Annotated in this window: 23 protein-coding genes; 2 read left to right on the top strand and 21 right to left on the bottom strand. The window is 42.9% G+C overall.

Translation table 11 applies throughout. The features are described 5' to 3' along the window. Window positions 1–7: 7 nt before the first annotated feature. The 17 genes from EO131_RS09835 to EO131_RS09755 all read right to left on the bottom strand — a co-directional run bounded on the left by EO131_RS09835 (window position 8) and on the right by EO131_RS09755 (window position 14,252). Entirely contained in the window at window positions 8–901 is an 894-nt protein-coding gene (locus tag EO131_RS09835; protein ID WP_127021313.1) for a hypothetical protein, read from the bottom strand. Further along, window positions 902–1,354, bottom strand: a complete 453-nt coding sequence (locus EO131_RS09830; protein ID WP_234416052.1) for a DUF2141 domain-containing protein — start codon at window positions 1,352–1,354, stop codon at window positions 902–904. Then, a complete protein-coding gene (locus EO131_RS09825) occupies window positions 1,351–1,743 on the bottom strand; it encodes a hypothetical protein (RefSeq protein ID WP_127021311.1) in 393 nt (130 codons plus the stop codon). Before EO131_RS09825 ends, EO131_RS09830 begins: the two co-directional genes overlap by 4 nt. Further along, the gene (locus EO131_RS09820; protein ID WP_127021309.1) at window positions 1,740–2,507 is read right to left on the bottom strand and encodes an LOG family protein; all 768 of its coding nucleotides are present in this window, start codon (window positions 2,505–2,507) and stop codon (window positions 1,740–1,742) included. The genes EO131_RS09825 and EO131_RS09820 overlap by 4 nt, the downstream gene beginning before the upstream one ends. Then, window positions 2,507–3,628 (bottom strand): ABC transporter permease, encoded by a 1,122-nt coding sequence (locus tag EO131_RS09815; protein ID WP_072880113.1) that lies wholly within the window; start codon window positions 3,626–3,628, stop codon window positions 2,507–2,509. Before EO131_RS09815 ends, EO131_RS09820 begins: the two co-directional genes overlap by 1 nt. 1 nt (window position 3,629) lies before the next feature. Beyond that, on the bottom strand, window positions 3,630–4,736 hold the full coding sequence (locus EO131_RS09810) for an ABC transporter permease (protein WP_072880112.1): 1,107 nt from the start codon (window positions 4,734–4,736) through the stop codon (window positions 3,630–3,632). 12 nt (window positions 4,737–4,748) lie between these two features. Further along, the gene (locus EO131_RS09805; protein WP_108423166.1) at window positions 4,749–5,477 is read right to left on the bottom strand and encodes an ABC transporter ATP-binding protein; all 729 of its coding nucleotides are present in this window, start codon (window positions 5,475–5,477) and stop codon (window positions 4,749–4,751) included. Next, a complete protein-coding gene (locus EO131_RS09800; protein WP_127021307.1) occupies window positions 5,474–6,379 on the bottom strand; it encodes an ABC transporter ATP-binding protein in 906 nt (301 codons plus the stop codon). Before EO131_RS09800 ends, EO131_RS09805 begins: the two co-directional genes overlap by 4 nt. A 42-nt stretch (window positions 6,380–6,421) precedes the next feature. Beyond that, a complete protein-coding gene (locus EO131_RS09795; RefSeq protein WP_127021305.1) occupies window positions 6,422–7,291 on the bottom strand; it encodes a hypothetical protein in 870 nt (289 codons plus the stop codon). Between the two features lie 26 nt (window positions 7,292–7,317). After that, on the bottom strand, window positions 7,318–8,238 hold the full coding sequence (locus EO131_RS09790; RefSeq protein ID WP_127021303.1) for an HlyD family secretion protein: 921 nt from the start codon (window positions 8,236–8,238) through the stop codon (window positions 7,318–7,320). Next, the gene (locus EO131_RS09785) at window positions 8,219–9,559 is read right to left on the bottom strand and encodes a TolC family protein (protein ID WP_127021301.1); all 1,341 of its coding nucleotides are present in this window, start codon (window positions 9,557–9,559) and stop codon (window positions 8,219–8,221) included. The genes EO131_RS09790 and EO131_RS09785 overlap by 20 nt, the downstream gene beginning before the upstream one ends. Continuing rightward, window positions 9,556–10,161: a TetR/AcrR family transcriptional regulator gene (locus EO131_RS09780; RefSeq protein WP_072880106.1), complete on the bottom strand. Its 606-nt coding sequence runs from the start codon at window positions 10,159–10,161 to the stop codon at window positions 9,556–9,558. Before EO131_RS09780 ends, EO131_RS09785 begins: the two co-directional genes overlap by 4 nt. A gap of 120 nt (window positions 10,162–10,281) precedes the next feature. Continuing rightward, window positions 10,282–11,019, bottom strand: a complete 738-nt coding sequence (locus EO131_RS09775) for a LytR/AlgR family response regulator transcription factor (RefSeq protein ID WP_072880104.1) — start codon at window positions 11,017–11,019, stop codon at window positions 10,282–10,284. 1 nt (window position 11,020) lies between these two features. After that, window positions 11,021–12,049 carry a sensor histidine kinase gene (locus tag EO131_RS09770; RefSeq protein ID WP_127021299.1) on the bottom strand — a complete coding sequence of 343 codons (1,029 nt, stop codon included), beginning with the start codon at window positions 12,047–12,049 and terminating at the stop codon, window positions 11,021–11,023. 15 nt (window positions 12,050–12,064) lie between these two features. Continuing rightward, window positions 12,065–12,373 (bottom strand): DUF4907 domain-containing protein, encoded by a 309-nt coding sequence (locus tag EO131_RS09765; RefSeq protein WP_164731662.1) that lies wholly within the window; start codon window positions 12,371–12,373, stop codon window positions 12,065–12,067. A 39-nt stretch (window positions 12,374–12,412) separates the two neighbouring features. Then, window positions 12,413–13,411: a Kelch repeat-containing protein gene (locus EO131_RS09760; RefSeq protein WP_072880473.1), complete on the bottom strand. Its 999-nt coding sequence runs from the start codon at window positions 13,409–13,411 to the stop codon at window positions 12,413–12,415. A 25-nt stretch (window positions 13,412–13,436) separates the two neighbouring features. Then, a complete protein-coding gene (locus EO131_RS09755; RefSeq protein ID WP_127021295.1) occupies window positions 13,437–14,252 on the bottom strand; it encodes a DUF6268 family outer membrane beta-barrel protein in 816 nt (271 codons plus the stop codon). A gap of 294 nt (window positions 14,253–14,546) precedes the next feature. Here EO131_RS09755 and EO131_RS09750 point away from each other — a divergent pair, with 294 nt between their 5' ends. Then, window positions 14,547–15,878 (top strand): DUF4270 family protein, encoded by a 1,332-nt coding sequence (locus EO131_RS09750; protein ID WP_127021293.1) that lies wholly within the window; start codon window positions 14,547–14,549, stop codon window positions 15,876–15,878. Continuing rightward, the gene (locus EO131_RS09745; RefSeq protein ID WP_127021291.1) at window positions 15,868–17,112 is read left to right on the top strand and encodes a BamG family beta-barrel-assembly machinery protein; all 1,245 of its coding nucleotides are present in this window, start codon (window positions 15,868–15,870) and stop codon (window positions 17,110–17,112) included. The genes EO131_RS09750 and EO131_RS09745 overlap by 11 nt, the downstream gene beginning before the upstream one ends. A gap of 558 nt (window positions 17,113–17,670) precedes the next feature. Here EO131_RS09745 and EO131_RS09740 read toward each other — a convergent pair. From EO131_RS09740 to EO131_RS09725, 4 genes are all read right to left on the bottom strand, one after another. Further along, window positions 17,671–18,372: a hypothetical protein gene (locus EO131_RS09740; RefSeq protein WP_127021289.1), complete on the bottom strand. Its 702-nt coding sequence runs from the start codon at window positions 18,370–18,372 to the stop codon at window positions 17,671–17,673. Beyond that, entirely contained in the window at window positions 18,369–22,133 is a 3,765-nt protein-coding gene (locus EO131_RS09735) for a BspA family leucine-rich repeat surface protein (RefSeq protein WP_127021287.1), read from the bottom strand. Before EO131_RS09735 ends, EO131_RS09740 begins: the two co-directional genes overlap by 4 nt. A gap of 745 nt (window positions 22,134–22,878) precedes the next feature. After that, window positions 22,879–23,331 carry a YybH family protein gene (locus tag EO131_RS09730; RefSeq protein ID WP_127021285.1) on the bottom strand — a complete coding sequence of 151 codons (453 nt, stop codon included), beginning with the start codon at window positions 23,329–23,331 and terminating at the stop codon, window positions 22,879–22,881. A gap of 4 nt (window positions 23,332–23,335) precedes the next feature. Beyond that, on the bottom strand, window positions 23,336–23,809 hold the full coding sequence (locus EO131_RS09725) for a nucleoside deaminase (RefSeq protein ID WP_127021283.1): 474 nt from the start codon (window positions 23,807–23,809) through the stop codon (window positions 23,336–23,338). Between the last annotated feature and the right edge of the window lie 90 nt (window positions 23,810–23,899).

Here is a 23,899-nt window from a genome sequence, read left to right as displayed (position 1 = left end):
TTTTGCTTTAAAATCGTAGCACCTCGGTCATGATGCCAAAACGGATGACATCAAGACGGTGCTGGAAATACATGTTGTAATAATCCGTGCCGTGGTAGTATTCCATAAAAAATCCAATGTCCTCCAAAAATTTGGGATGGTAGTACACGGTCAATCGCGTATGCAATCTTTTGATGGTGAAGAGGTCCCAATCGTTTAATTGGTCCATGAACCAAGTGGCTTCCAATTTCAGGGAGAAATCTGCCTTGATGGAACCTCGGTGTCCCATTTTCACCGGGAGCTTGTACGCGTAAAAGGCATTGTGCCAGCGCAAACCGCTATAGTGCCCCTGTAGTTCCTCCAGCATCCAGCTCTTTGGATGGATTTCCAAGGATGTCTTGAGGAATTTTGTCGCATTCACGGCCTTTTCAAAGGATGTATGGACCAGTCCCAGTTCAAAATAATTGGTGGCAAAGTTTCCCGACTCCAAGTTGACGGTACCATCTGTGTTGTAAAAGGCCCCATTTTGACCATTGGAATGATGGGCCAACTTTCCAAATAGGGCCATTCGAGTGCCGGTGGCACCTTTGGACAGCAAATAGTATGCGGCAATTTGTGGGATATAGCTTGGGGTCTTTACCGGGTAGGAAACGGCATTGTACATTCGGATGATAATCTGGGGGGTCAGCACCCCCATCAATTTGGAGTCCATACGTTTCCGTATGATAAAACTGGGGCTGACATTGGCCTCGAACATCAAGGGTTCCAAATTGCCGATGTCCATGGGAAATGTAATGTAGCTTTCCCGTTGGTTGACCAGAGCGACCTTATCCAAGTCCATACCGGGCCAATCCTTGTCCTGTCCATACAAGATTTGGAAGCAACAATGAAAAAGGGCCAATATGGGAAGGGAAAGCCGCATCTATTTATAGATCATGTTCACCACGATAGTACTGTCCTTGATCAGGATAAAACTTGCCTTGCTGAAATTGGGACGATTGGACAGGCCAATCGTTTTGAAATTGGAAAAACCGATTCCTTCTTTGGGCAATAGCAATCCCATTTCAATCTTACCGTTCTTGTCCTCATCATGAAGCACACTGATGGCATAGGTACCTGGTGTAAGGTCGGAAAAGGTTGTGGAGGACTTTCCATTGGATATGGACGACGTCCTTATTTGATGGTATTTTTTGAACTTTTGATCGGGAAGTGATCCTTCCCGATCGTACAGTGCATATTGTACCACGCCCCTTGAGTTCCGCAAGCCTTCCACGTTTATGGTCAGGGAAGGGTTCATATTGGAGTGTGCTCGATCAAAGGTCATGGATGTGGACAGTACAAATGATGTGAAACTGATGAGGAGTATATTTTTCATAACTGGGGTTTTGTTGTAACATAGGTGCCCAAGGAAAAGAAAAGGGTCAGGATAATTCTCAGGAACAGGGCGGTGATGGTCTTGTCTTCATATGGACCCCCATCCAAAATATGGATCAATAGGCCCGTAAATGCTCCCATCAGGATGAACAATGCCACCACTAAGGGAACAACGGACCATTTTTTATGGGAAAACAATCCAAGGAGGGATAGGCTATAGAGCCAGCCACACAGGAAGTTGCTCCAAATGACCAGGGGGACATAGTTGCCCTGATGTTCCCGGATCCCGAAAAGGTCCAATAGAATGGAAGTGCTGAGGAACAGGGTGATGGCCGTAAACAAGACCAATCCGCCCAAGGTAATGGTTTTGACAATGCTCTTTTGCTTCATGGTGATAAGCTTTTGAAGATTCCCTGGACCTTTTGCTCCCCAAACCACCATTTTGGTCTTTGGGGTTTACGGGTCAGGTTGAACTTTTTGATTGCGTGGGTCTTTATATGTTCCTGCATCTCTTCAATGGAGTCCGTTACAAAGAGTAGTTTCATATCCTCAGATCCAATGCTCTCGTTGGCTGCCATCAGCTTGATATGGTTGCAGAGTTCGCTATGGTACTCCGATCCAAATATGACCACGGGGAAATCCTGGATCATTTTGGTCTGTATCAGGGTGAGCGCCTCGAAAAGTTCATCCAGGGTTCCAATTCCCCCTGGCATGACCACAAAGGCGTAGGAGTATTTCATCAACAGGAATTTCCGGACAAAAAAATAAGGGATGTCAATCCACTTGTGGAGATAGGGATTGGGCTTTTGTTCAAAGGGTAAAATAATATTGCAGCCCACTGAATATCCCCCTGTTTCAAAGGCTCCTTTGTTGGCTGCTTCCATGATGCCCGGACCTCCACCGGTCATGACCGTGAACCCTAGACCGGCCAAGGCGGCACCCACTTGTTCCGCTTGGATATAGTAGGGGTTGTCAGGTTGAAATCGGGCCGACCCGAACACGGTCACACAGGGTCCCATAAAGTGCATCTTCCGAAATGCCTTGATAAAACTTCGTTGTACCCGAAAGGTAAAGGCAAGCTCCTTGAACCGTGACAAAGGTCCTCGAAGGAATTTGGATTCCGATTGTCGCAATGGATGGTTTTGTGTATTCATCAACTGATTTTTTTATAGCTCCATACGGCCATGGCATTCATGATCACGGCATAGAGGGTTGTTTTGACAAGCTGGGGCAAAATATCGGTAAGACCGGAGCCTTTGAGCATGACCATCCGCATGATTTCAACAAAGTATTTGATAGGGTTGAATTCAGTCAGGAACTGGGCCCATTTGGGCATACTTTCGATAGGGGTGAAAAGACCGCTCATCAGGATGAAAATGACCACAAAAAACCAAGCGATGAACATCGCCTGCTGTTGGGTATCCGTAAAATTGGAGATGAACAGACCCATACCCAAAATCACCAGTATGTAAATGGAGGTGTAAAAGTACATGAGGGCCAGACTTCCCAGCATGGGTGTTGCAAAAATGAGTTTGGCCAATACCAACCCAATGGTCAAAAGCCCCATGCCGATGACCCAAAAAGGAAAAAGCTTCCCAATGATAAAGTGGTGCTTTTTGATGGGGGTGACATTGATTTGTTCCAAGGTGCCTATTTCTTTTTCCCGGACAATGTTCATGCCCGAAAGGAACAAGGTGATCATGGTCACCAACAGCACTAGGATCCCGGGGACCATAAAGGTTTTATAGTTCAAGGTTTTGTTGTACCAAAATAGTGGGATGCCCTCGATGAGAACGGGTCGTACTGTGTTATTGGACAGCTGGACCATGTCTACCGACAGATTCTTGTTGAATGTTTTGATTATCTGGGTGATATAGACATTTTCAACCCCTGCGGCAGCTCCGTCGATGGCATTGATGGTCACCCCAAGATCGATATTTTTGTCCTTCCACAAATCCCGTTCAAAGTGCTCGGGGATGGTCAATACCACATCGACCTCCCCTTGTAACATGGCCAGGTCGCTTTCTTTTGGATGGGGGAATACCTGGGAAACATCAAAAAAGGTGGAGGCACGGAACTTATCTATCAGGGCGCGGGAGGTATGGGTGTGGTCATTGTCAACATATCCAAAGGAAATGTTGTTGATCTCATAGGTGGCCGCATTGGAAAGAATGACCAATTGCAGTAGCGGCAGTATGAAAATGATGGGCAACATGCCCTTGTTCCGAAAGATCTGTCTGAATTCTTTGTTTATGATATATAGGATTACCCGCATGCTATTCCAATCTTATTTTATATTTTCTTACACTAAGTCCAATGAAAAGAAGGGTCATCCCCAAGAGGACCAAGGTTTCTTTCCAAACAATGCTAATGCCCACACCTTTGAGCATGATTCCCTTGACGATGATGATGAACCATTTTGCCGGTACGATATTGCTGATGACCTGAAGGGGAACGGGCATGCTGGAAATCGGAAATATAAAGCCCGATAAAAGGATTACTGGTAACATCAGCCCCATCAAGGAGATCATCATGGCCGTTTGCTGGGTGGCCGAAATAGTGGAGATCAATATCCCCAGTGCCAAGGAGGTGACAATGAACAGCACACTTTCCAGGCCCAACAGGAACAGACTGCCATTGACGGGGACATGGAAGACGAAAATGCTCAGTATGACAATGGCGGCAGCATTGATGATGGAGAGAAAGATGTAGGGGAACACCTTTCCAATGATTACCTGAAAGGGGTTCAAAGGGGATACCAATAAAATCTCCATCGTGCCCAATTCCTTTTCCCGGGTTATCGAGATCGAGGTCATCATGGCCGATACCAACATGAGGATGACGGTCATGACCCCCGGTACGAACATATAGACACTTTTCAGTTCCGCGTTGAAGACCATCCGGGATTGGGGAACGATCTGATAGTCCAACGTTATGGCCCGGTTCTGTTCCTCTTGGTAATTGGAAAGGATGGAATTGATATAGTTACTGATGGTGTTGGCCACATTGGGATCGGTCGCATCCGTCACAATTTGAACCTTGGCCGTGTGTTGTTTGATCAGTTTTTTACTGAATTCCTTTTCAAAATAGAGCACGGCCTTTACCTTCCCTTTTTTAAAAACTTCCTCAATCTCCGCTTCCTCCTTTATGTGTTGGAGGATACTGAAATACTCCGACGACGATATTTTTGAGATGATCTCTTTGGTAGAGGCATCCTGGGACCGATCTAGAATCGCGATGTCAACATTGTTGATCTCATTGGTGATGGCAAACCCAAAAAGCATGATCTGTGCGACGGGCATCCCGAATAGGATGAACAGGGATCTTCTGTCCCTGAAAATATGGTAAAATTCTTTTTGTACGAACCCGATAAAGCGTTTCATATGGTAACCTGTTTAACTTCTTGCCAATTTTAAGAACACATCGTTCATGGAATCCGAACCAAAATGGGTCTTTAGGTTTTTTGGGGTGTCCAAGGCCTCGATATTGCCATCCACCATGATGGATACCCGATCGCAGTATTCTGCCTCATCCATGTAGTGGGTCGTCACAAAAATGGTCGTGCCATTGTTGGCAGCCTTATAGATCATTTCCCAAAATTGCCTTCGGGTAATGGGATCCACCCCTCCTGTGGGTTCATCCAAGAAAACAATTTTTGGGTCGTGCAATAGGGATACCGAAAATGCGATTTTCTGTTTCCATCCCAATGGTAAGGATCCCACCAGACTATGGGCGACTTTCTCCAGGCCCAACTCCTCAATGAGCAGGTTCGATTTTTGGGAGATCCTATTCTTGGACAACCCATAGATACCCCCAAAAAAACGAATGTTTTCCTTGACGGTCAGATCATCGTACAGCGCAAATTTTTGACTCATATACCCGATGCTCTTCTTGATGTCCTCTGTTTGGGTATATACATCGAATCCCGCCACATTGGCCGAACCCGAACTGGGAGCGGAAATGCCGATCAGCATTTTCATGGCAGTGGTCTTCCCGGCGCCGTTGGCCCCCAAAAAACCAAAGATTTCCCCTTTCCTGACATGGAAACTGATCTTGTTCACCGCGGTGAAATCACCAAAAACCTTGGTGAGTCCCTCTACTTTTATTACTGTTTCTTCCTTCATTGTTTTGCCAATTCCATAAATGTGTCCTCAATCGTTGCCTTGGTCCTTTCGATATGGATGTTCTGCAGCCCTTCATTTTTTAAGTATGCCCTGAGCTCCAAAGGATCGAACCCATCCCGTTGATCCGTATAGTGGATGTATTCCCCAAAGGGAAATACACTGTGTTTATGGGCATAGGCGTTCAATTTTTCGATCAATAGGTACGTGTTGTGGGCCCCAACGTCGAAAATGGGTTTGGGATAGTGCTCCACAATGGCTTTTGGGGTGTCGATTTCAAGGATCCTTCCATCTTGGATGAGTGCGATCCGATCACATAGGGCGGCCTCGTCCATATAGGGGGTCGACACGAGAATGGTAATTCCCTTGTCCTGTAATCTTTTGAGCATTTCCCAGAATTCTTTTCTTGAAACCGGGTCAACACCCGTTGTGGGTTCGTCCAGGAACAGCACCTTGGGTTTATGGATCAAAGCACAGGAAAGTGCCAATTTTTGCTTCATGCCACCGGACAATTTGCCCGCCCTTCGATTTTTGAAAGGTTCTATCTGAACATAGATGTCCCGGATCAAATCGTAATTCTCTGCGATGGTCGTCCCAAAAATCGTGGCGAAAAAACGAAGGTTTTCCTCGACCGTGAGGTCCTGGTATAGTGAAAATCTCCCGGGCATGTATCCGACCTGTTTTCTAATGGCCTTAAAATCGGCAATGATATCGTACCCTGCAACGGATGCCGACCCGTGGTCGGGCAGGAGCAAGGTGGTCAGTATCCGAAAAAGAGTGGTCTTACCAGCACCGTCAGGTCCGATCAGCCCAAACAGTTCCCCTTGGTCGACCCGAATGGAAATGTCATCCAAGGCATTGACCTTTCCGTAGGATTTGCTGATATGATCTATATGAATGGACATGGGTATGGGTTGCTATTGTTTTGGTTTCCTAAATCTGGACAGCTATTCAAAAAATTCATAGTAGCCATTTAAATGCTGTTCAATATCATGTACCCTTTGAACCCCTGATGCCTCACTGTCGGTATTTTGCAGGGCTTCGATTTTTTCGATCAATGGATGGAGCCAGACATGCAAATTGTCATGGGAAGGGCCGGTCATGGTACATTCCTTTACAATGGTATTTTTAAGGTCGTTGAGGTCATCCCCCAACGCTTGGTACGCTGATACGGAACCGCCGTTGAAGCCGTTCAGGGCAGTGAGCATCTTGGATACTCCCAGGGTGGTCTCCGCATTCGCCAGCCATTTGGATCCATGGTCCAGTTGGATTTCATTGATCCATGCATCATGGGCGATCGGTACATTTGGGGAGGCTTCCTCGACCTGGACTTGATCTGGATTGCTTTGGGAATCTGAGCTTTGCCTGTTCGGATTATTTTTGCAGGAATGGAGGATAATGGTTGTTGCACCCAACAGTACTGCCATGCCTCTCCAACCCCTGGTCCGTAGATTTGATTTTTTGAACGAACCCCATTGGATGAGTAAGAATACCAGTGCCCAAATGATGGCCCGGATTTCCATGGCCCTAATGCTTTCTTTGGCCACATGGTTTGTAAACAATACGAGGAAGATCAGGACGGAGATATGGGACAACAATAGCAAGAATACAGAACTTGAGGTCGACCTAGATCGATTCCAAATAAGGTAAGCTACCAGTAATGACAGGGCACCTAGCACGATATTATAGACCAACAGTCCCTTTAGGACAACATGGCCTGCTTCGTGGATGCCGAGAAGTACCAAAGTTCCCATTATCAAGGAAACGGCGCCCAACAGGAATACTAGGATCATTGCAATAAAATGTTGTAGTTTCATAGGATGTCTTTTATGGGTTAAATAGATTAGTTCGCAATCCACATTTCGGCGGGCATGCCAATTTTGAGGCTTCCATCATTTTTGACCTTTATCTTCACGGCATACACCAAGTTCACCCGTTCTTCCTTGGTCTGTATGATCTTGGGCGTGAACTCCGCAGATGCGGATATCCAGGATACCGTGCCTTCATACGATCTCATTGAATCCACATCATCGATCTTGACCGTGACCGATTGACCGATCTTGATGTTGGGCAGTTGTGTTTCACTGATATATACCCGGAGTTCCATTTCATCAAGGTTGGCCATTTTGAACAAGGGCTTTCCGAAGACAGCGACTTCACCAGGTTCGGCATATTTGACCAATACCGTACCGTCCAATGGACTTTTCACGATACTTTTTGCAATTTGGTCCTCAATCTGCTCGATCTGGACCTCAATGCCCTTGACTTCATTGATAATGGGGGCGTTCTGGGTTTCGACACTCTTGATCTGTTGCTGTAGGATGCGTACCTTGCCCTGGATGTCGTCCAATTGCTTTTGGGTGGCCGCATTCTCCTTGATCAAGCTTTCAATGCGCTTCTTGTCGTTTTGGGCTACCTGCAATTCCTCTTGTAACACGTCCCGCTGGGAGAGCACGTTTGTTGATTTTGAGTAAATGGTTTGTTTTGCGGCCTTCAATTGATCGCGTTTCAACGATAATTGGATGGTGTCGATGACCCCGACAACTTCATTTTTTTCAAGGAGGTTTCCTTCCGCCACATCCAGAAATTGAATTTTACCGTTGGCTTCGGCGGAGACGGTGGTCTCCGTTGCCTCAAAGTTTCCATAGCCATCAGCGAGATCCCCTCCACCATTACAGGATGTAAGGGAAACGACCAGGGTGAAAATGGACAATATTGTTAGGGCTTTTTTGGTCATAGGGACCTTAGTTGCTGCTCTTTTCATAAGTACCTTGTGTAATTTGATATTGAATCTGGTTCAGTAGTTTTTGTGTTTTGTGCAAGGCAAGGTTGCTCTTCGCCTCATATAAATTTGTGAACTCGGTGATATAGGCCGAGGAGGTGATCACACCGTTTTTTAGTTGGGATTCTGCCGTCTTGACCATTTTTTCAAACCGGGGAATGATCTGTTCATCATATCGGATCAGCTCCTCCATTTTGTCTATTTCGGATTGTAGGTTGACCAGTTCCAAGCCATTGTTCAGTTCAAAGGTTTCCTTTTGGGAATCGACAATGCTCCGGTCAATCTGTAAAGACTGTCGCTCTTTTCGGTTTTTGTTCCAATCAAAAACATTCCAATTGAGTTTTACACCGGTCATGAAAAAGGAGTTGAAGGTATTGTCCAACATATTGAGCCCTGGATTCCCATATCCGCCCTGTGCAAAAGCACTGATCTTTGGAAGTTTGGACCTTTCCAAAAGGTCCGATGACAGATCGACCTGGGATTTTTGAAGCTCAAAAAGAAAAAGTTCCGGTCTTTTGGATGGCTGGTCGGGGCTCACGGGAAAAACCTCTGGCCGCTGTAACAGGACCTGTGGTTGCAGGTCGGTACCGATCATCAGCGAGAGTTGCTGAAGCAAATCCAATTTTGACAGCGCAAGTTCGGTATTTTGCTGATGGATCTTGATGAGTTCTACTTCCAACGCATCCGCTGATGAGGAAAGCAAGGTGCCATATTTCACCCCGGCCTGGACCTCTTCTAGCCTTGCGGTCAATTGGGATTCCTTTGCTTGCAACAAATCCTGGTTTTCCTGTAACAACAGCAAGGAGAAATACAACTGGTTTACACGGTTTTTTAGTCCATATAAAGAAATTTCCACTTCCTGTTGCCCAATGGCAGCCTTGGTCTCCTTGGCTTTGATCGAAGCATCGATCAAACCTCCATGGTAAATGAGTTGATTGGCATCCAATGTCGTACGGTATTGGTCCTTATTTGGGGGGTCAATGGTAACATTCATCAATTGCCCCCCAAGACTTGTTACTTCGGATTGGTAGGTGGCTTGACCATTGAGATCCAATTTGGGCAGGCGATCCTTCTTGATCGCATCAATGTCAAGTTCCAGTTGTTCGGACAACAGTGAGGTCTGTTTGGCCAATGGATAATTGATCTGGACCAGTCTCAGGCATTCGTCCAAGGAAATGGTCTCTTGGGCCTGGACCATAAATGGGAAGGAAAGGAGGATCAATACCAAGAGCGGACCCTTGTTTAGGGAAGGGAATACCTGCTTCCATGATACATGTTGTATAGTGTCACTTAGATGTTTCATTGTACTTTGATTGTATTAATGATCATTTCGGGAATCAATTTTTTTCGCTCTTCCATGAGGGCTTTAAAAGCGGTTTCATCCAAACCTAGAATACCTGTGACCAGGCCTTTGCCTACAAATGGAAATGCGGTCATGGAGATGAGGTTCAATAACAATTGCCTTGGGTCAATCGGCTTGATGATACCTTTTTCCACAGCTTCGGCCAATTGTTTTTGAAATGTGGATGGGTCGGGCATTACCTGATTTGCAAAGAATGTCTTGCCGAACTGCGGGTTGATGTTCACCTCTTGGATGATAAAGGTGGGTAGATAGGGATTGTCGGTCACAAAGGCGATGTAGCTATCCACAAATTCCCTGATTTTTTCGAAAATGGGCTTATCTGAATTGAAAATGGTGTTCAGAAGGGGGGCCAATTCCCTAAACGCTTGCAGAAAAACCGCTTCGAACAATTTCTGCTTGCTCCGAAAGTAATAGTGGAGCATGGCCTTGTTGATGTTGGCCTCATCAGCTATTTCCTGCATCCGTGCCGCAGCGAGGCCCTTTTTGAAAAATACCGTCTTTGCGGCCTGCAATATCGATTTTTCAGTAGCTGTGTGTATCATGGATAAATGTATTAACCATCAAATTTAACCAAATGGTTAATAAATATAAAATTGTTAACATAAATTTTGCAATTCATTGTAATAGAAGCTTTTGGATTTATATGGAAATTAAATCTACGTTCAGTCTATACCCAATCGTTTAAGACATGTTTCCTTGTAACTCTCTCCGATGGGGATTCGGATGTCCCCGATGATGATCTTGTTGCGCTGGACGGCCGTTATGCATGCGATGTTCACGACAAAGGACCGGTGCACCCGGAGAAATTGATTGTCGGGCAACTTTTCCATGAGCTGTTTAAAGCTCATTAGGGTGAGTATTGGTTTTTTTACTTCTATTTTGACGTGGATCCTTAAGTATTCCTTTAATCCCTGTATGTACAGAATATCGGAATACTTTAATTTAATGTTCTCATAATCTGATTTTATAAAGACAAATTGGTCATCCATCTGATCGATGCCAGAACTGGGTGCGGTTTGTAATGGAATCTTTTTCGAATCTCTTTTCAAGAGGTATATTTCCCTTGCCCGGTTCACGGCTTTGACAAATCGGGCAAAAGGTATGGGTTTGACCAAGTAATCGACCGCATTCAGTTCAAAGCCTTCCAGGGCATATTGATGGTAGGCGGTGGTCACGATGAAAAGTGGTTTTCGGTCCAGTGTTTTGACAAAATCCAATCCGCTGATCTGTGGCATTTCAATATCCAGGAAAATCAAGTCCACTTCGGTCCCCATCAACACGTTGGATGCATCCATGGGATTTGTAAAAGTGCCGACCACATCCAGATTGCCAATCTCCTCGCAATAGGACTTCATGATGTTCAGCGCCAAAGGCTCGTCGTCAATGATGATACATTTCATTTCAATCAAGTGTTAGATGTAGTTTAACGGAATATTCCCGATCTCCTTTATCGATATCCAGGCTATGTGCATGGGGATACAACAGGTTCAACCTTCCCTTGACGTTGTTCAGCCCGATTCCAGAATTGTTCTTATCAATGTTTCGGGTCCCCTTTAAATTGGAAATATCGAAAAAGAGGTGGTTTCCTATAACCTGTATCACAATATGGACTTCCGTCCTGCCATCATAATCAGTTCCGTATTTAAAGGCGTTTTCGATGAAGGTCATCATAATGAGTGGTGCTATCTTTTGCTCCTCATAATCCCCCTTGATCTCCAAATGGACTTTTTCGCTATTTGAAAGACGCAGTTTTTGCAGGGAGACATAGTTTTTGATGTTCTCGATGTCCTTTGACAGTAACACCCTGTCCTGATTGGATTCATACAGGGTGTACCGCATCAATTCTGAAAGGATGATGACCGCATTTGAGGCTTCCTTGGAGTTGTCCCTAACCAGGGAATAGATACAATTTAAGGAATTGAACAGGAAATGGGGATTCAATTGTGCTTTGAGGTATTCCAACTCCGTTCTCGTCTTGCGAATATCATTTTGCCTTGAAAGCTTGTCGTTGATATAAATGTGCTTTATCAGGCGGACCACACCCCCAAAAAGAAAGAAGGCCGTCAGGGCGAAGCCTATGACAACATAGCGCATCCTATACAGGAAACCATCTTGGGGCAAATCCAGTTTATCGATTGGGATCAAGGTAGGGATATTGAGTGCCAAAATCTCAAAGCCGACCAAGAAAACGACAGAGGTGACGATATAGGTAAAAACCCTTTTTTTCAATAAGAGTTTAGGGGCCAATAACGCATAATTGACATAAAAAAGAACGGGGGGCAACAAAACCCGTAGAAATGCCATGGGATGGAATTCACTGAAAATGGTGAATGAAATGAACAATGGGAATGATGCCAGGCACAACCATCCGAACAGATGGATGAAGATCTCTTTTGTCTTGAATGGGTTTTCTTTATTTCCGAACATCATTGTTTCGTGGTTTGATCAATAAGCTATCCCAAGTTTAACCAATTCTTTTTGGGTGACATGTGGGGCCTGGCCCAAGCTTAATTTTTTAACAATCAGATCAGCCGTTTTTGCTGCATCTTTTTTGGTCCTGAAGCCATGTTTTCCCTCCCGTCCTGGAATTTGGTCTTGTTGAATGAACAAGATGGAATCCAGATAGATTCTATACGTCCATTCTTCTTTATCGTTCTGGACCAATTGTGCATGGACATATACTTCTTCCTTGGATGTTGTCCTTTCACAACCAAGGAATGACAAAACCAGTAGGAATGCAAAAATACGTTTCATTGTGGTTTGATGTAGCGTACACATTTAAGTATCATTGGATCAATCGTCCTCATCCTCCTCCTGAAATGGAAAAAACTCAGCGGTATCATCCAAGTACAGCGTGCCTGATTTCCCAGTGGTCAAAAAGGCCCTTGCTCCGTTGTAAAAACTGATGGCACCCTCCCGGACCACGCCTTCGAAAGCTGTTTTTTCTTCCCATTCGTCTCTGGAAGGGTCGTATTCCCAAACGCTGTTCATACCTCCTCCAATACCACCTTTTCCCGTTGCAATGTAGCCATAGGTACCTATGGTGAAACCAACCGCGTTGCTTCGGACAATGGAGTAGTCGTCCTCTTCGTCCAGATCCAAAAGGGACATCCATTTTTCTGAACTAAGATCAAAGGCCCAGAAATCGGTCAGGTACTGGCCATTGGTTTCCCCTGTACCGAAATACACTTTATCCGCTATTGTAAAGTATGTGGCATCCCGCCTTTTATTGCCCCCAAAACCTATGAGTTCGATCCATTCATCATTGACAGGGTCATACTTCCAGAAATCCTTCTTGTCATTGTCCCCATCGTATCCTGTTCCCACATACCCATACGAACTGGAATTGAATGCGGTGGCACCGCGTCTTGGAGTGCCTCCAAAGGGCGCAATGGAATCCCATGTGTTGCTTTCCACATTATATCTATAAAAGTCCGCCAATTCATTGTCCCCATCATATCCCAGGCCAACATAACCGTCCCCGTTGAGGGTAAAGCCCACTGCGGAACTTCGTTCGATACCGGGCATGTCGGCAAGCTGTCTCCAATAATCACCTTCTATATCATATACCCAAAAATCCTTTAAATAATCATCACCATCATAACCGGTACCCATATATCCCTTGTTGGCTATGGTAAAGGCAACCGCATTACCTCTGGGTATACCATCTAGCACGGAACGGTCTACCCAGTTGCCCCATTCGTCATCGTCATCATCACTGGAACAGGAGGTAATGGCAGTTACGGTGAATAAGGACAGTACAAGTCCATATAGAATTGTTTTAATCGTCATGTTCAAAAGTTTAAATTTCATAATATCAGTCACGTATTTTAAAGGTTAATCCCATGGAAAGGTAAACGGACGGTTCAGTTGACAGATCATAGGCAATGTTGCCCTGTCCATCCGTGATCACGGCCGTGTTATCGATCAGATATCCCACTTTGATCAGCGTATACCATTGGGGTTGTATTTTATAAGTATATCCAATGTTGACATCAATGGCATATTGGGCAAGCCTCATTTCTCCATGGGGAAGGTCGTCGGGCGTGCCTACAGGAAGATGGATATTGGTGTATTCCCCCTTAAATGATCCAGAAGTCCTGATTTCATGCCGTTCGTCAATGCTATAGTGAACCGTGGTACGTGGAAAACCGATATCTACGTTTATGTTCTTTGACAAGGATCTTGAAAATGAAAGAATGGGGTAGAGCAGGGGGTGTTTCCTTAAAATACCATATCCAAACCCAAAGCTTAATTGTTGATTTGGGGTGGTTGTCCCGATAACGGTTGCCAATATTAGCTTACCAGAGTGTTGGATTTCCGAGAGGTCCAAAGCCTCTTTGAAATCGGAGGCTGTAAATATTGAAAATCCGGCATCCAATTTCCACTGATCTGTCATTTGCCACGATAGGGTCCCTCCGGTTTCCAGCCTAAAAAGCTCATCAGGTTCCTCCATACCATAATTTTTGGGGGAATCGTAAAACCAAGATTGCTGTCTTCGCATGTTGAGCGACAAACCATAGTTTACCTTCGGGGCAAGGTCTTTGGAGTAGTACATGCCTAGGTTGTGCCGCTCCCAAGAATAATTGCTATTCGAAGGAACGACCTCGTAGATGTAATCAAGGTATGCCATCTCTTTTTCGGTTTGTGCCGCTATCCTTGCATGCATTGTAATAAGTATTAGACAGCTGATAAATAGTTTAACCACCTGGATTTTTTGATAAAACTAAGGCTGGTGAGTTTCTCTGGGAAAAAAGATAAACCAAACGGGAAAAAGTTTAAATGAATGCCGTATTTGGCCCTATTACCTTATTCGATTGCCTTCGTTTAGTAAATCCTTTGTTTGGTTTAAAGGATTGCCCTTCTGGTTTATAAAATTTTATGGTGCAATTTCTTTGGACGTCTTTTGACAAAAGAACTGTTATCAATGAAGTACAAAGGATGGTTTTTGGTGTCTTTGGTGTTGGCTGTGATTTCATGCTCCACGGAAGAACGTGATATTCCTACATTGGAAGTGGGCCAAGAATTCACGGATAGAGCGGTCAGGTTGATCGAGATTGACACCTTTGATGTAAGGACTGGCACTTTCAAGTTTGACAGCATAATTACATCAAGTAAGGACAGGCTTTTGGTCGGACGGTATATCGATCAATTTTTTGGTGCCGTAAAAAGTGAAAGCTACATGGAATTAACGGCCATGGACTACCATGTCCCAGATGATGCCGAATTGGATAGTATTGCGCTTATTTTGGGATATGACCATTATTTTTATAATGATACACTTCAACTGTCCCACATCCGTGTTCATCGAATATTGGAGGATTTTGAAACCACAGAGGATGCCTTTTACAACACAAGTTCATTGAGGTACGATACCATCCCCATGATCACCAAATCCTTTTATCCCGAACCTATGGGTGAGGATTCCCTTCATATCTCTATTCCCAGATTATTCGGTGCGGATATTTTTGAATTGTTAAGGGAAAAGTCCATCTCCGGGGATGAGGATTTTATCGAACAGTTCAAGGGTATTGTTTTAAGTCCATTGACCAATGGCAATTCAACTGTTATCGGGTTTTCAAAAAGTACGGAACGGACCATGTTGCGTTTTTACTATTCGCTTCCAGAAGAATTCGACAATGGGGACGAAGATGATGGGGATGATCTTTTTTTGGACTTTGTGATCAAGCAAACCCATAGCTTGAATGCATTCAATCGTATAACAAGTGATGTGACCGGGTTGCCCTTGACTGCGCTGATCGATCAGGAAACCGACCTATTCTCGGAGGATAGCAATGATATGACCTTCATGCAATCCGGAACCGGGTATGTGACCCGGATCGAGTTTCCGACCATAAAGAATATTGGGGACTTGCCAGGTACAGGTACTATTTTGAGTGCCGTTTTGGAGATTACCCCTTTGTTGGATTCGTATGACGATTACTTCCCATTGCGGGACTCACTTCAGGTTCAGGTAGTTGATCAAAACAATGAATTTTCATCCTTTGTAAAGAATGGCAATGGTTTGGTATATGGGAGATTTGGGGGGAGTGATCAAGAATTTAATGGGTTGGTATACCAGATTCCGGTCACAACCTATATCGAACAGGAGCTAGAGGAAGCACCGGAGATTGACAATGCTTTGATTCTAATGCCGAGTGCATTTCAACACTCTCTTGATCGAGTTGTATTGCATGGTTCGGGAAGCAAGGATTTTGAGCCCAAATTGATAATCACATATGCAATTTATGATGAATAAGTGCTTCCTTTTAGTAGGATTTTTGCCATGGCTGATGATGGGGCAAACCAATACAATTACGGCATCACCTTACTCTCTTTTTGGAATCGGGGTGAATACAAAGTCCAACATTGGAAAAAACAGTGCCCTAGGGGGTGGGGGGTATGCCCTTCAATCCGATTACTTGATCAATACCCAGAACCCAGCTTCCTTTGCGGACATTCCGGAAAACATTTTTTTGTACGATTTCGGTTTGACAGCTGAATTGAGTTCCATTTCAAGTAGGGGCAAGGAAGAAAAAAGATTGGCAGGGAACATTTCGAGCATTGCCATTGCCTCAACGATTTCCAAAAGATCGGGATTCGGTCTGACGCTCGAACCTTATTCGGATGTTGGTTATGCACTCATCGGGGTGGAAAGTAATATCGAAGGTTCATACGACACCTTTGTCAGCAATGTTTTTGGCTCAGGAGGATTGAATGACCTGAGATTTAACTATGGCTATAGGATGACGGATAAGTTTGGAGTGGGGATGGGATTATCCTATTATTTTGGCACCATTAAAGAAACGCAAAAAATACAATCAAACTACAATTCATTATTTGTAGAAGATAAAAATAAATATTCCGGCGTAAGGATTGATTTGGGCGTACAAGGTGCTATTGTAGATCAATTGAAATTCGGTTTTAGGATGCGAATGCCGACAACATTGAAAGTAACCCATGACCGTAAGGTCTCCAAAATGGTTAGTTTGATTCCGAAACCGGAAATCATCGAAAATACCACTGGCGAACACCTTCCAAATTTTGAACTTCCCTTGGAAGTGGGAGGAGGGATTGTCTACACTCCGAATGCATCATGGGCTTTAAACTTGGATTTTTCCTATAATTTTTGGAATGCTACCGATCAACATGACAACATCGGAAGTTTTATCGACCAGAAAGTTGTTGGGTTTGGTATGGAATATGTCATTGATGATCAAAGCTATAACTATTGGAAGCAAATAAAGTTTAGAGCTGGAATGAACTACGATACTGGGTATTTGGAGGTTTATGATCGTACGGTCGATGGTTATTCCATTATGGCGGGAATCGGGATACCACTATCCAAATCACGAAAATCAACCCTTAATTTGTCCTATAACAGAAATCAATATGGGGCATCCCAAGGAATCTTGGTTGAAGAGACTTTCAATACATTCAATATAAATCTTAGCCTTGGTGATATTTGGTTTTTGAAACGCAAGATCAATTAACTATGGTAGGAAAGCTTCCATCCTTCCAATTTTACTATTTCCTTCTGGACATTCAAACTATTTCGTAGGAAGTTAGGAACTTACCAAGTTGAAAGGAAACAATATTGGTTAGTGAATTACAGTATGGAAGGAAGATTTATGTTTGACCTTTACTTCCAAATATATTGAACAATTATTTGTTGTATATAAATTGACATGAATTCACTACATTTACCCTGTGAAAATCATTATTTCGCACGAAGATGTCCTATGGGATGTCCTATTTTGGGAAATTTGACATAATATTCTGGAAATTAATGGGTTGTGTCCTCATAATGAGGTCAGTCATCCCGACAAGTTAAAGAAGAAGTTCCTGTAGAAAGTTTATTTTCTTAAAGGAACTTTTTTCTCTTAAGTGAAATTAAAGCATTGCTTTAATTTGCAACTTCACCCTACTTGGATGCACGGAGTGAATCCAGTCATCCCGACGAAAAAAGGCGAACAATTGTTCGCCTTTTTTGTTTCAAGGTTGAATCTCATAATTGAAGATAAAGTTCCAATTACAAGAGGTGGAACAAATTAGTTTGGCGCCACCAATGATGTTATTGATATGGAAACATTGCCAAAGGTATCTTTGGAATCAACTTGAATTGTGTACTCTTCATTGGAGACATAGGAAATAGGGTCTATTTGCATCCCATTAAACTCCTTGATATCCAAAATCAGATTTTCTTTTTCAAGTATGGTAATATCATAGATCAGTTCATCTCCATCTTCATCACTGCCTATCCAAGACACATACATTAAATTGGAATTGGCATCAAAAGTCACCGTAATATCTGCTGTATATGGGGCATAATTCCCTTGGGGATTGCCAGGTGTTGAAAAAGAATAGGAATCACCTTTTGTCTGTCCATCCGAATTAATTGATGTTAATGCCCAAGAGTAGGTCTTGCCCCTATTCAATTCCACATTTGTACTTAATGAAGTAAAAGAACGACTGAAAACCTGATTGGTACTCTCCTTAATTTCGAGTAAATAGCTATCTACGTTTTGGGCACTGTTCCAAGCGAACAATACAGATACTTTTGAATTATCCCCTTCCACCACATCATAGTCTGCACAGGGCTCCCCGTTAACAGGCAATGTGCCAATGGCTTTTGTAGGCAATACCTCATTTTTTTTCGGAGGTTCTTCGGAGCCACTACTTCCACCGCAGGAATAAGCAAGGGATAGGGTAATTAATATTCCTAAGAAACCTTTGGATAAGGGCTTTTTCATCTTTTTATGATCTTTACTGTTTTGTTTATCTCACCTGATACAATTTTCACGATATAAAGCCCAGCGCGAAATGAGCTAAGATCCAATACTCGCTGAACACTATTTGTTTTATTAATATGAGCATTGTTCCAGACCAACCTTCCGTCCATACTAAATATGCTTATTTCCATATTCTGATCACCATATAGGTTTACCATATCAGAAGTGATTGTTGGAAAAATGGAGAATAAGGTATCAACAAAAAAGGTGTCCATAAAGTTTCCTTGACAATCGCTTTCTCCGGTTATTATTATTTCGGTTTCCCCATTCAATTGATTTAATGAAATAATGTGTTCCTCAGTATTTTCAAACTGAAATTGTTTAAGTTCACCATTAACGGAAACTGTATAGTTTTTGCTCCCTGAAACGATATACGAGGCGGTTTTACGGTTTAAATCGAGCGATTGCCTTTTGCCGCTCAAAGCCCCCAATGCATTTATGGTTATAACAAAATTTCGTTCAAACGCAATTTCAGGAATTGCAATTGACAGTGAATACGTGCCAACGGCCAAATCAGTGATTTTATAAATGGAGCCAGAGGGGACGTTATCAAATTGTCTTGTAATTCCTTCCCCCACGATGGCAATATCCATTTCATATCCAGAACCATCCATGTTGAGTTCGATTGCACCGTCTGAACTGTCCAAACAACTTGGGGTGAGTACATAAACTTGGATGGCATCATTGGCTATTGCATCGCAGCCACTAGCATTTACTGGTGTTCCGGGTGCAGTGTCCAAACAGGCATCAATATGGTCTGGCACACCATCGGCATCATTGTCTTCATTGCACAAGGGCGCCTTGCCGCCATCGCTGATATTCCATCCATATGTATCCAATAAAACCTGTCTTTGATCAGCACCATCGCAGAACTGACTATTTCCGGCACTAAATTGGACATTGCTTTGTACGGATGGTAAATTGCCCCAGCCTATTAAAGTGTTGTCATAATTTTGTAATGATAACGATGTGCCCACCAGCATGTTGGTCATATCAGAGACGTTTGAAACGTCCCAGTTGCCTAAATTTTGATCAAAGGCAACGGCATTAAAAAACATGACATTCATGTTTGTTACTTTTGAAGTATCCCAATTCCCTATATTTTGATTGAATTCAATGGCCCCATTGAACATATACGACATATCAACAATATTGGCAACGTTCCAATCCCTTAAGGAATGATTGAATTTCTTTGCGTTCCAAAACATTGTTGACATTGTGGTTACTTTGTCCACATTCCATTTGCCAATATTTTGATTGAAGGCCTCTGCTCTGTTGAACATGGCCAGCATACTAGTAACATTTGAAGTGTCCCAATTTGAAATATCTTGATTGAAGGAAATGGCATCTTCGAACATACCACTCATATCAGTAGCATTTGATGTGTTCCAACTAGATATATTTTGATTGAAAGATCTGGCATTTTGAAATGTTGTTGAAAAATATTCTACTAATGATACATCCCAGTTCCCAATATCTTGATTGAAATTTTCAGCACCTGAGAACATACCATGCATAGTTAATCCACTTGAGGTATTCCAATTACTAAGGGGCTGGTTAAAAGGGGTCAAGGAAAAAGCTGCATGAAAATCCTGAACTTTTGAAACATCCCAATTGTTTAGTGGTTGATTAAAAGAAGAGGCACCTCCAAAAACTACTCCGAGATTGGTCACATTGCCAACATCCCATTGATTTATATTTTGATTGAAGGCCTTCGCATCTGAAAAGGTTCCGTTTAAACTGGTTACACTGCTTACATCCCATTTACCAATATCTTGATTGAACAAAGCCGTATCACTAAAGGTTCCGCCTAAATTGGTGATATTGGATACGTCCCAAAAGTTCATCGAAGCGTTTCCCTTAAGAGAGGCACAACTTCGAAACATCCGGGTCATATTGGTCACTTGGGTTAAATTGGGTAAGTCTTGTGCGGTAATATCGACATTGACACAGCCATAAAATGCCGATTCCATGGATTGCCAGACTAACGAGCCCCATTGGTTGATCTCGATTAATTTATCACTGTCATTTGTTGTAATATCTCCTGAATAATCAAAAAAATAAATTCTGGGAAAAGTTCCATTAATAGAAACTTGATAAGTACCGGGGCTGGCATAGGTATGCACAATATCTGTTGTTACATTGGTATCGATATTTCCATCTCCCCAGTCCACGGCATAATTGTACGTCTCTCCAGGAAATGTGGGTATTTTGATCTGGTTGTCATCCGAAACTCCGGGATTGTCTGTTTTCCAAGTGGTTATAAATGGACAATTCGCCTTTCCAGCATCGGTGATGGTCCAACCATGGTCTACAATCAATTTGGACCTTGCCGATTCTCCTGAACAATACGAGCTGCTACCGGCATCAAATGGAACATTGTTCTGTAACGATGGTAGTCCTGCCCATCCAATTAGTGTGCTGTCATAATTTTCTCTTGAAAGACCAATATTTACGAACATATTGGTCATATTGTTAACCTTGCCAACATTCCAATTTCCTAAATTTTGATCAAAAATGGTGGCTCCGAAAAACATAGAGTCCATGGAAGTAACATTGGAGACGTTCCATGTACTTAAATCCATATTGAATGAATAGGCATATTGGAACATTTTTGTCATGTCGATAACATTGCCAACGTCCCAGTTCCCAATCGGTTGGTTAAAAATTATGGCCCCATTGAACATATTGGACATATTCGTTACCGAACTTACGTCCCAATTGGTGATGTCTTGGTTGAATGCATAGGCGTAGTAAAACATAAAAGCTGTAGTGATTACCTTTGTAAGTTTCCAATTGCCAATAGGCTGATTGAAGGCCTCTGCTCGATAGAACATCTGTCCCATTCGGGTGACATTGCCAACATCCCAAACACCGATCGGTTGATTAAATACTGTTGCATTACCAAACATGGAGGTCATGTCCGTAACATTGCTCACGTCCCAATTGGAAATATCCTGGTTAAAGGAACTGGCACCATTGAACATCCATGATGTACTTGTAGCATTGGATAAATTCCAATTACCGATATCCTGATTGAAGGAGGACGCATCCCCAAAGGTGAAAATCATACTTCGTGCATTGCCAACATCCCATGCGCCTATATCTTGATTGAAAGAAGTGCATTGAAGAAACATTGCACCAAAATTGGTCACTTGGGACACATCCCAATTACCAATGTCTTGGTTGAAAAGAACACATCGGGCGAACAAGCTGTCCATACTTGTCACATTTGAAACATCCCAATTGTTGAAGGCTGGTGTACCAATGAGGGACGAACAACTATCAAACATCTGGTTCATCGAAGAAACCAAGGAAAGGTCAGGGGTATCTGAAGCCAGAACGTCCAAATTAAGACAGCCCTTAAAGGCAGCTTGTGCCGATGCCCATTGTATGCTTCCCCATTGATCTACAGATAATATCTTCTCCTTGTCCCCTCCGTCATTGAAATAGATTCCATGAAAATTACCAGTGATTTCAACAGTGTATGTACCCGGAACATCATAGGTATGAGTCAAACCTATTCCATTGGTAAAGGTTGAGCTTGTGCCATCACCCCAATTAATGGTAAAATCACCTGGCCCACCGCTATAGGAAGGTATCGTGATTTGATTATTGTTCGAAACACCTGGATTATCAGTTTTCCATGTTGTTATAAAAGCTTGGGAATGGATTGTTTGTGTAAGAATCAGAAGAAAAAGGGCAAAAAGAGGTTTGTGCATTTTGTTTAGCCAATGGTTTTGACTAAAATAGGTATTTCATGGAAATTGAACTGTGGTAATCGATAAGGGGTAATTAAATAGGATTAATAATCATAAAGCTACCTCCAAAATTTTTACTTTTCTGGAATGAAGGCAAACACTGGAAACTAGCTTAATGTCCCACGGATCCCCGCTACCGCTAGTCTGTGACTGGTGGTGGTAGGAGTAAGCAAAATAGAATAAAAAGAAAGGCCATGGCCGTTTGTTCAGTCATGGCTTTTCCTTTTCGTATGTTTATGATGCTGTGGGAACCGAATTGCAAAAAGACAGTGTCGGCAGGAGGTTCTGTGACAGGATGGAGCGTCAAAAAAATGTACGGTGTACATTTTTAGCGAACAGGCCAGTTGCGTGCGGGAGCATCACGGAATTTTTGAAAATCTCATTAAATTTACTTAGGCAAGCACCCATAAGTTTTGCCTCTGAATGTGCTGTTTTATATACAATTTAGAGTTTGGTTAATCAGTTTTTCAGACTAGTGTAAAATATTGATTGTTAGATTTTTATGTAAGACACATTCTTCCAGTCATCCCGACCAAAAAAGCCGAACGACCGTTCGGCTTTTTTATTTCAATTTACTGGTATTGATTTAAAAAGACTGCCAACTGTATCATTGGAATCAACTTGAACGGATTTTATGATTTGATGGTTTCATGTCCATAAAAAAAAGGTGGTTGAAGGACAGATGTACATTTTCAGTCGACGGGAATCAATCCCACACAAATCGCCAAGTTCCATCGATTTGTCTTTTCCAAACCGTATGAAAAACTCCTTCTCTTTGGGTTTGATGTCCGGTGGAATCCTGTACGGTAAGCCAATAGGTGCCATAGGTATATCCCAAATCGCCGGATTGCGCTACATCCACAAAATCCGGTTCCCACTTAAGATCAACCTTCACATCTTTGGAAGTGTTCCGAAGAAAGTAATGGTCCAAGCCTTTCTTGCCAAAGATTAAACTATCCTGCCGCATTAAAACGGCGTCTTCCGCTGCATAGGCCAAAAACGCTTTATGAATGCCTTCCTCGGCGGCCATTTTGGAAAATTTGGCTTCGGTCTCCCGAATCTCATTCTTCCAAATTTCAATGGTATCCTTATCAGCATCAACACAACTTGACAATAATAGAATACCGAAAACAATAAATTTTAATTTTTTAAGCCCCATACTTTTAGATTTTCAACATTTTTAAATAGGCGTCATATGCTTCCATTTGCAAAAGGGGGCCTACTATTGCCACTTTTCGGCCACCTTTTTCCATCAGTTCCCTAACGGGCATTTCAAAAACCCAATTTGGATTTTCCCTTTGCGCAATATCATAATACTTTGTCTTGGCAAGTGCATAGACCAATCTTCCAATACCACTCCAGTAAATGGCCGAGGCACACATTGGGCAGGGTTCCACACTGGTGAATAGGGTACAACTGTTCAGATAGGAAAAATCAAATATTTTTCCGGCTTCCCTGATCAGATTGACTTCGGCGTGGGCCAAACAATCCTTATCCGTGTTAACTCTATTCTCTCCTGTAAGTAGCACTTCTCCATGTTGATCGACCAATAGGCAACCAAAAGGTAAATTTCCACTTTCCATTGATTTTCTGGCTAGATCAATCGCCATTCTAAGATAGGTGATATCATTTTTCACTTTGCTGATTTTTTACCAATATTTAAAAACCACCAAATACGAACATTTGGTGGTTTTCGCTTAACTAAACATGAATTAAAAAACTATGAT

Origin of the sequence: Flagellimonas beolgyonensis, from assembly GCF_003992615.1 — a bacterium.
Classification (GTDB): Bacteria; Bacteroidota; Bacteroidia; order Flavobacteriales; family Flavobacteriaceae; genus Flagellimonas; species Flagellimonas beolgyonensis.
The sequence above is the reverse complement of the archived record's forward strand: the minus strand, read 5'-3'. Positions and strand labels throughout refer to the sequence as shown.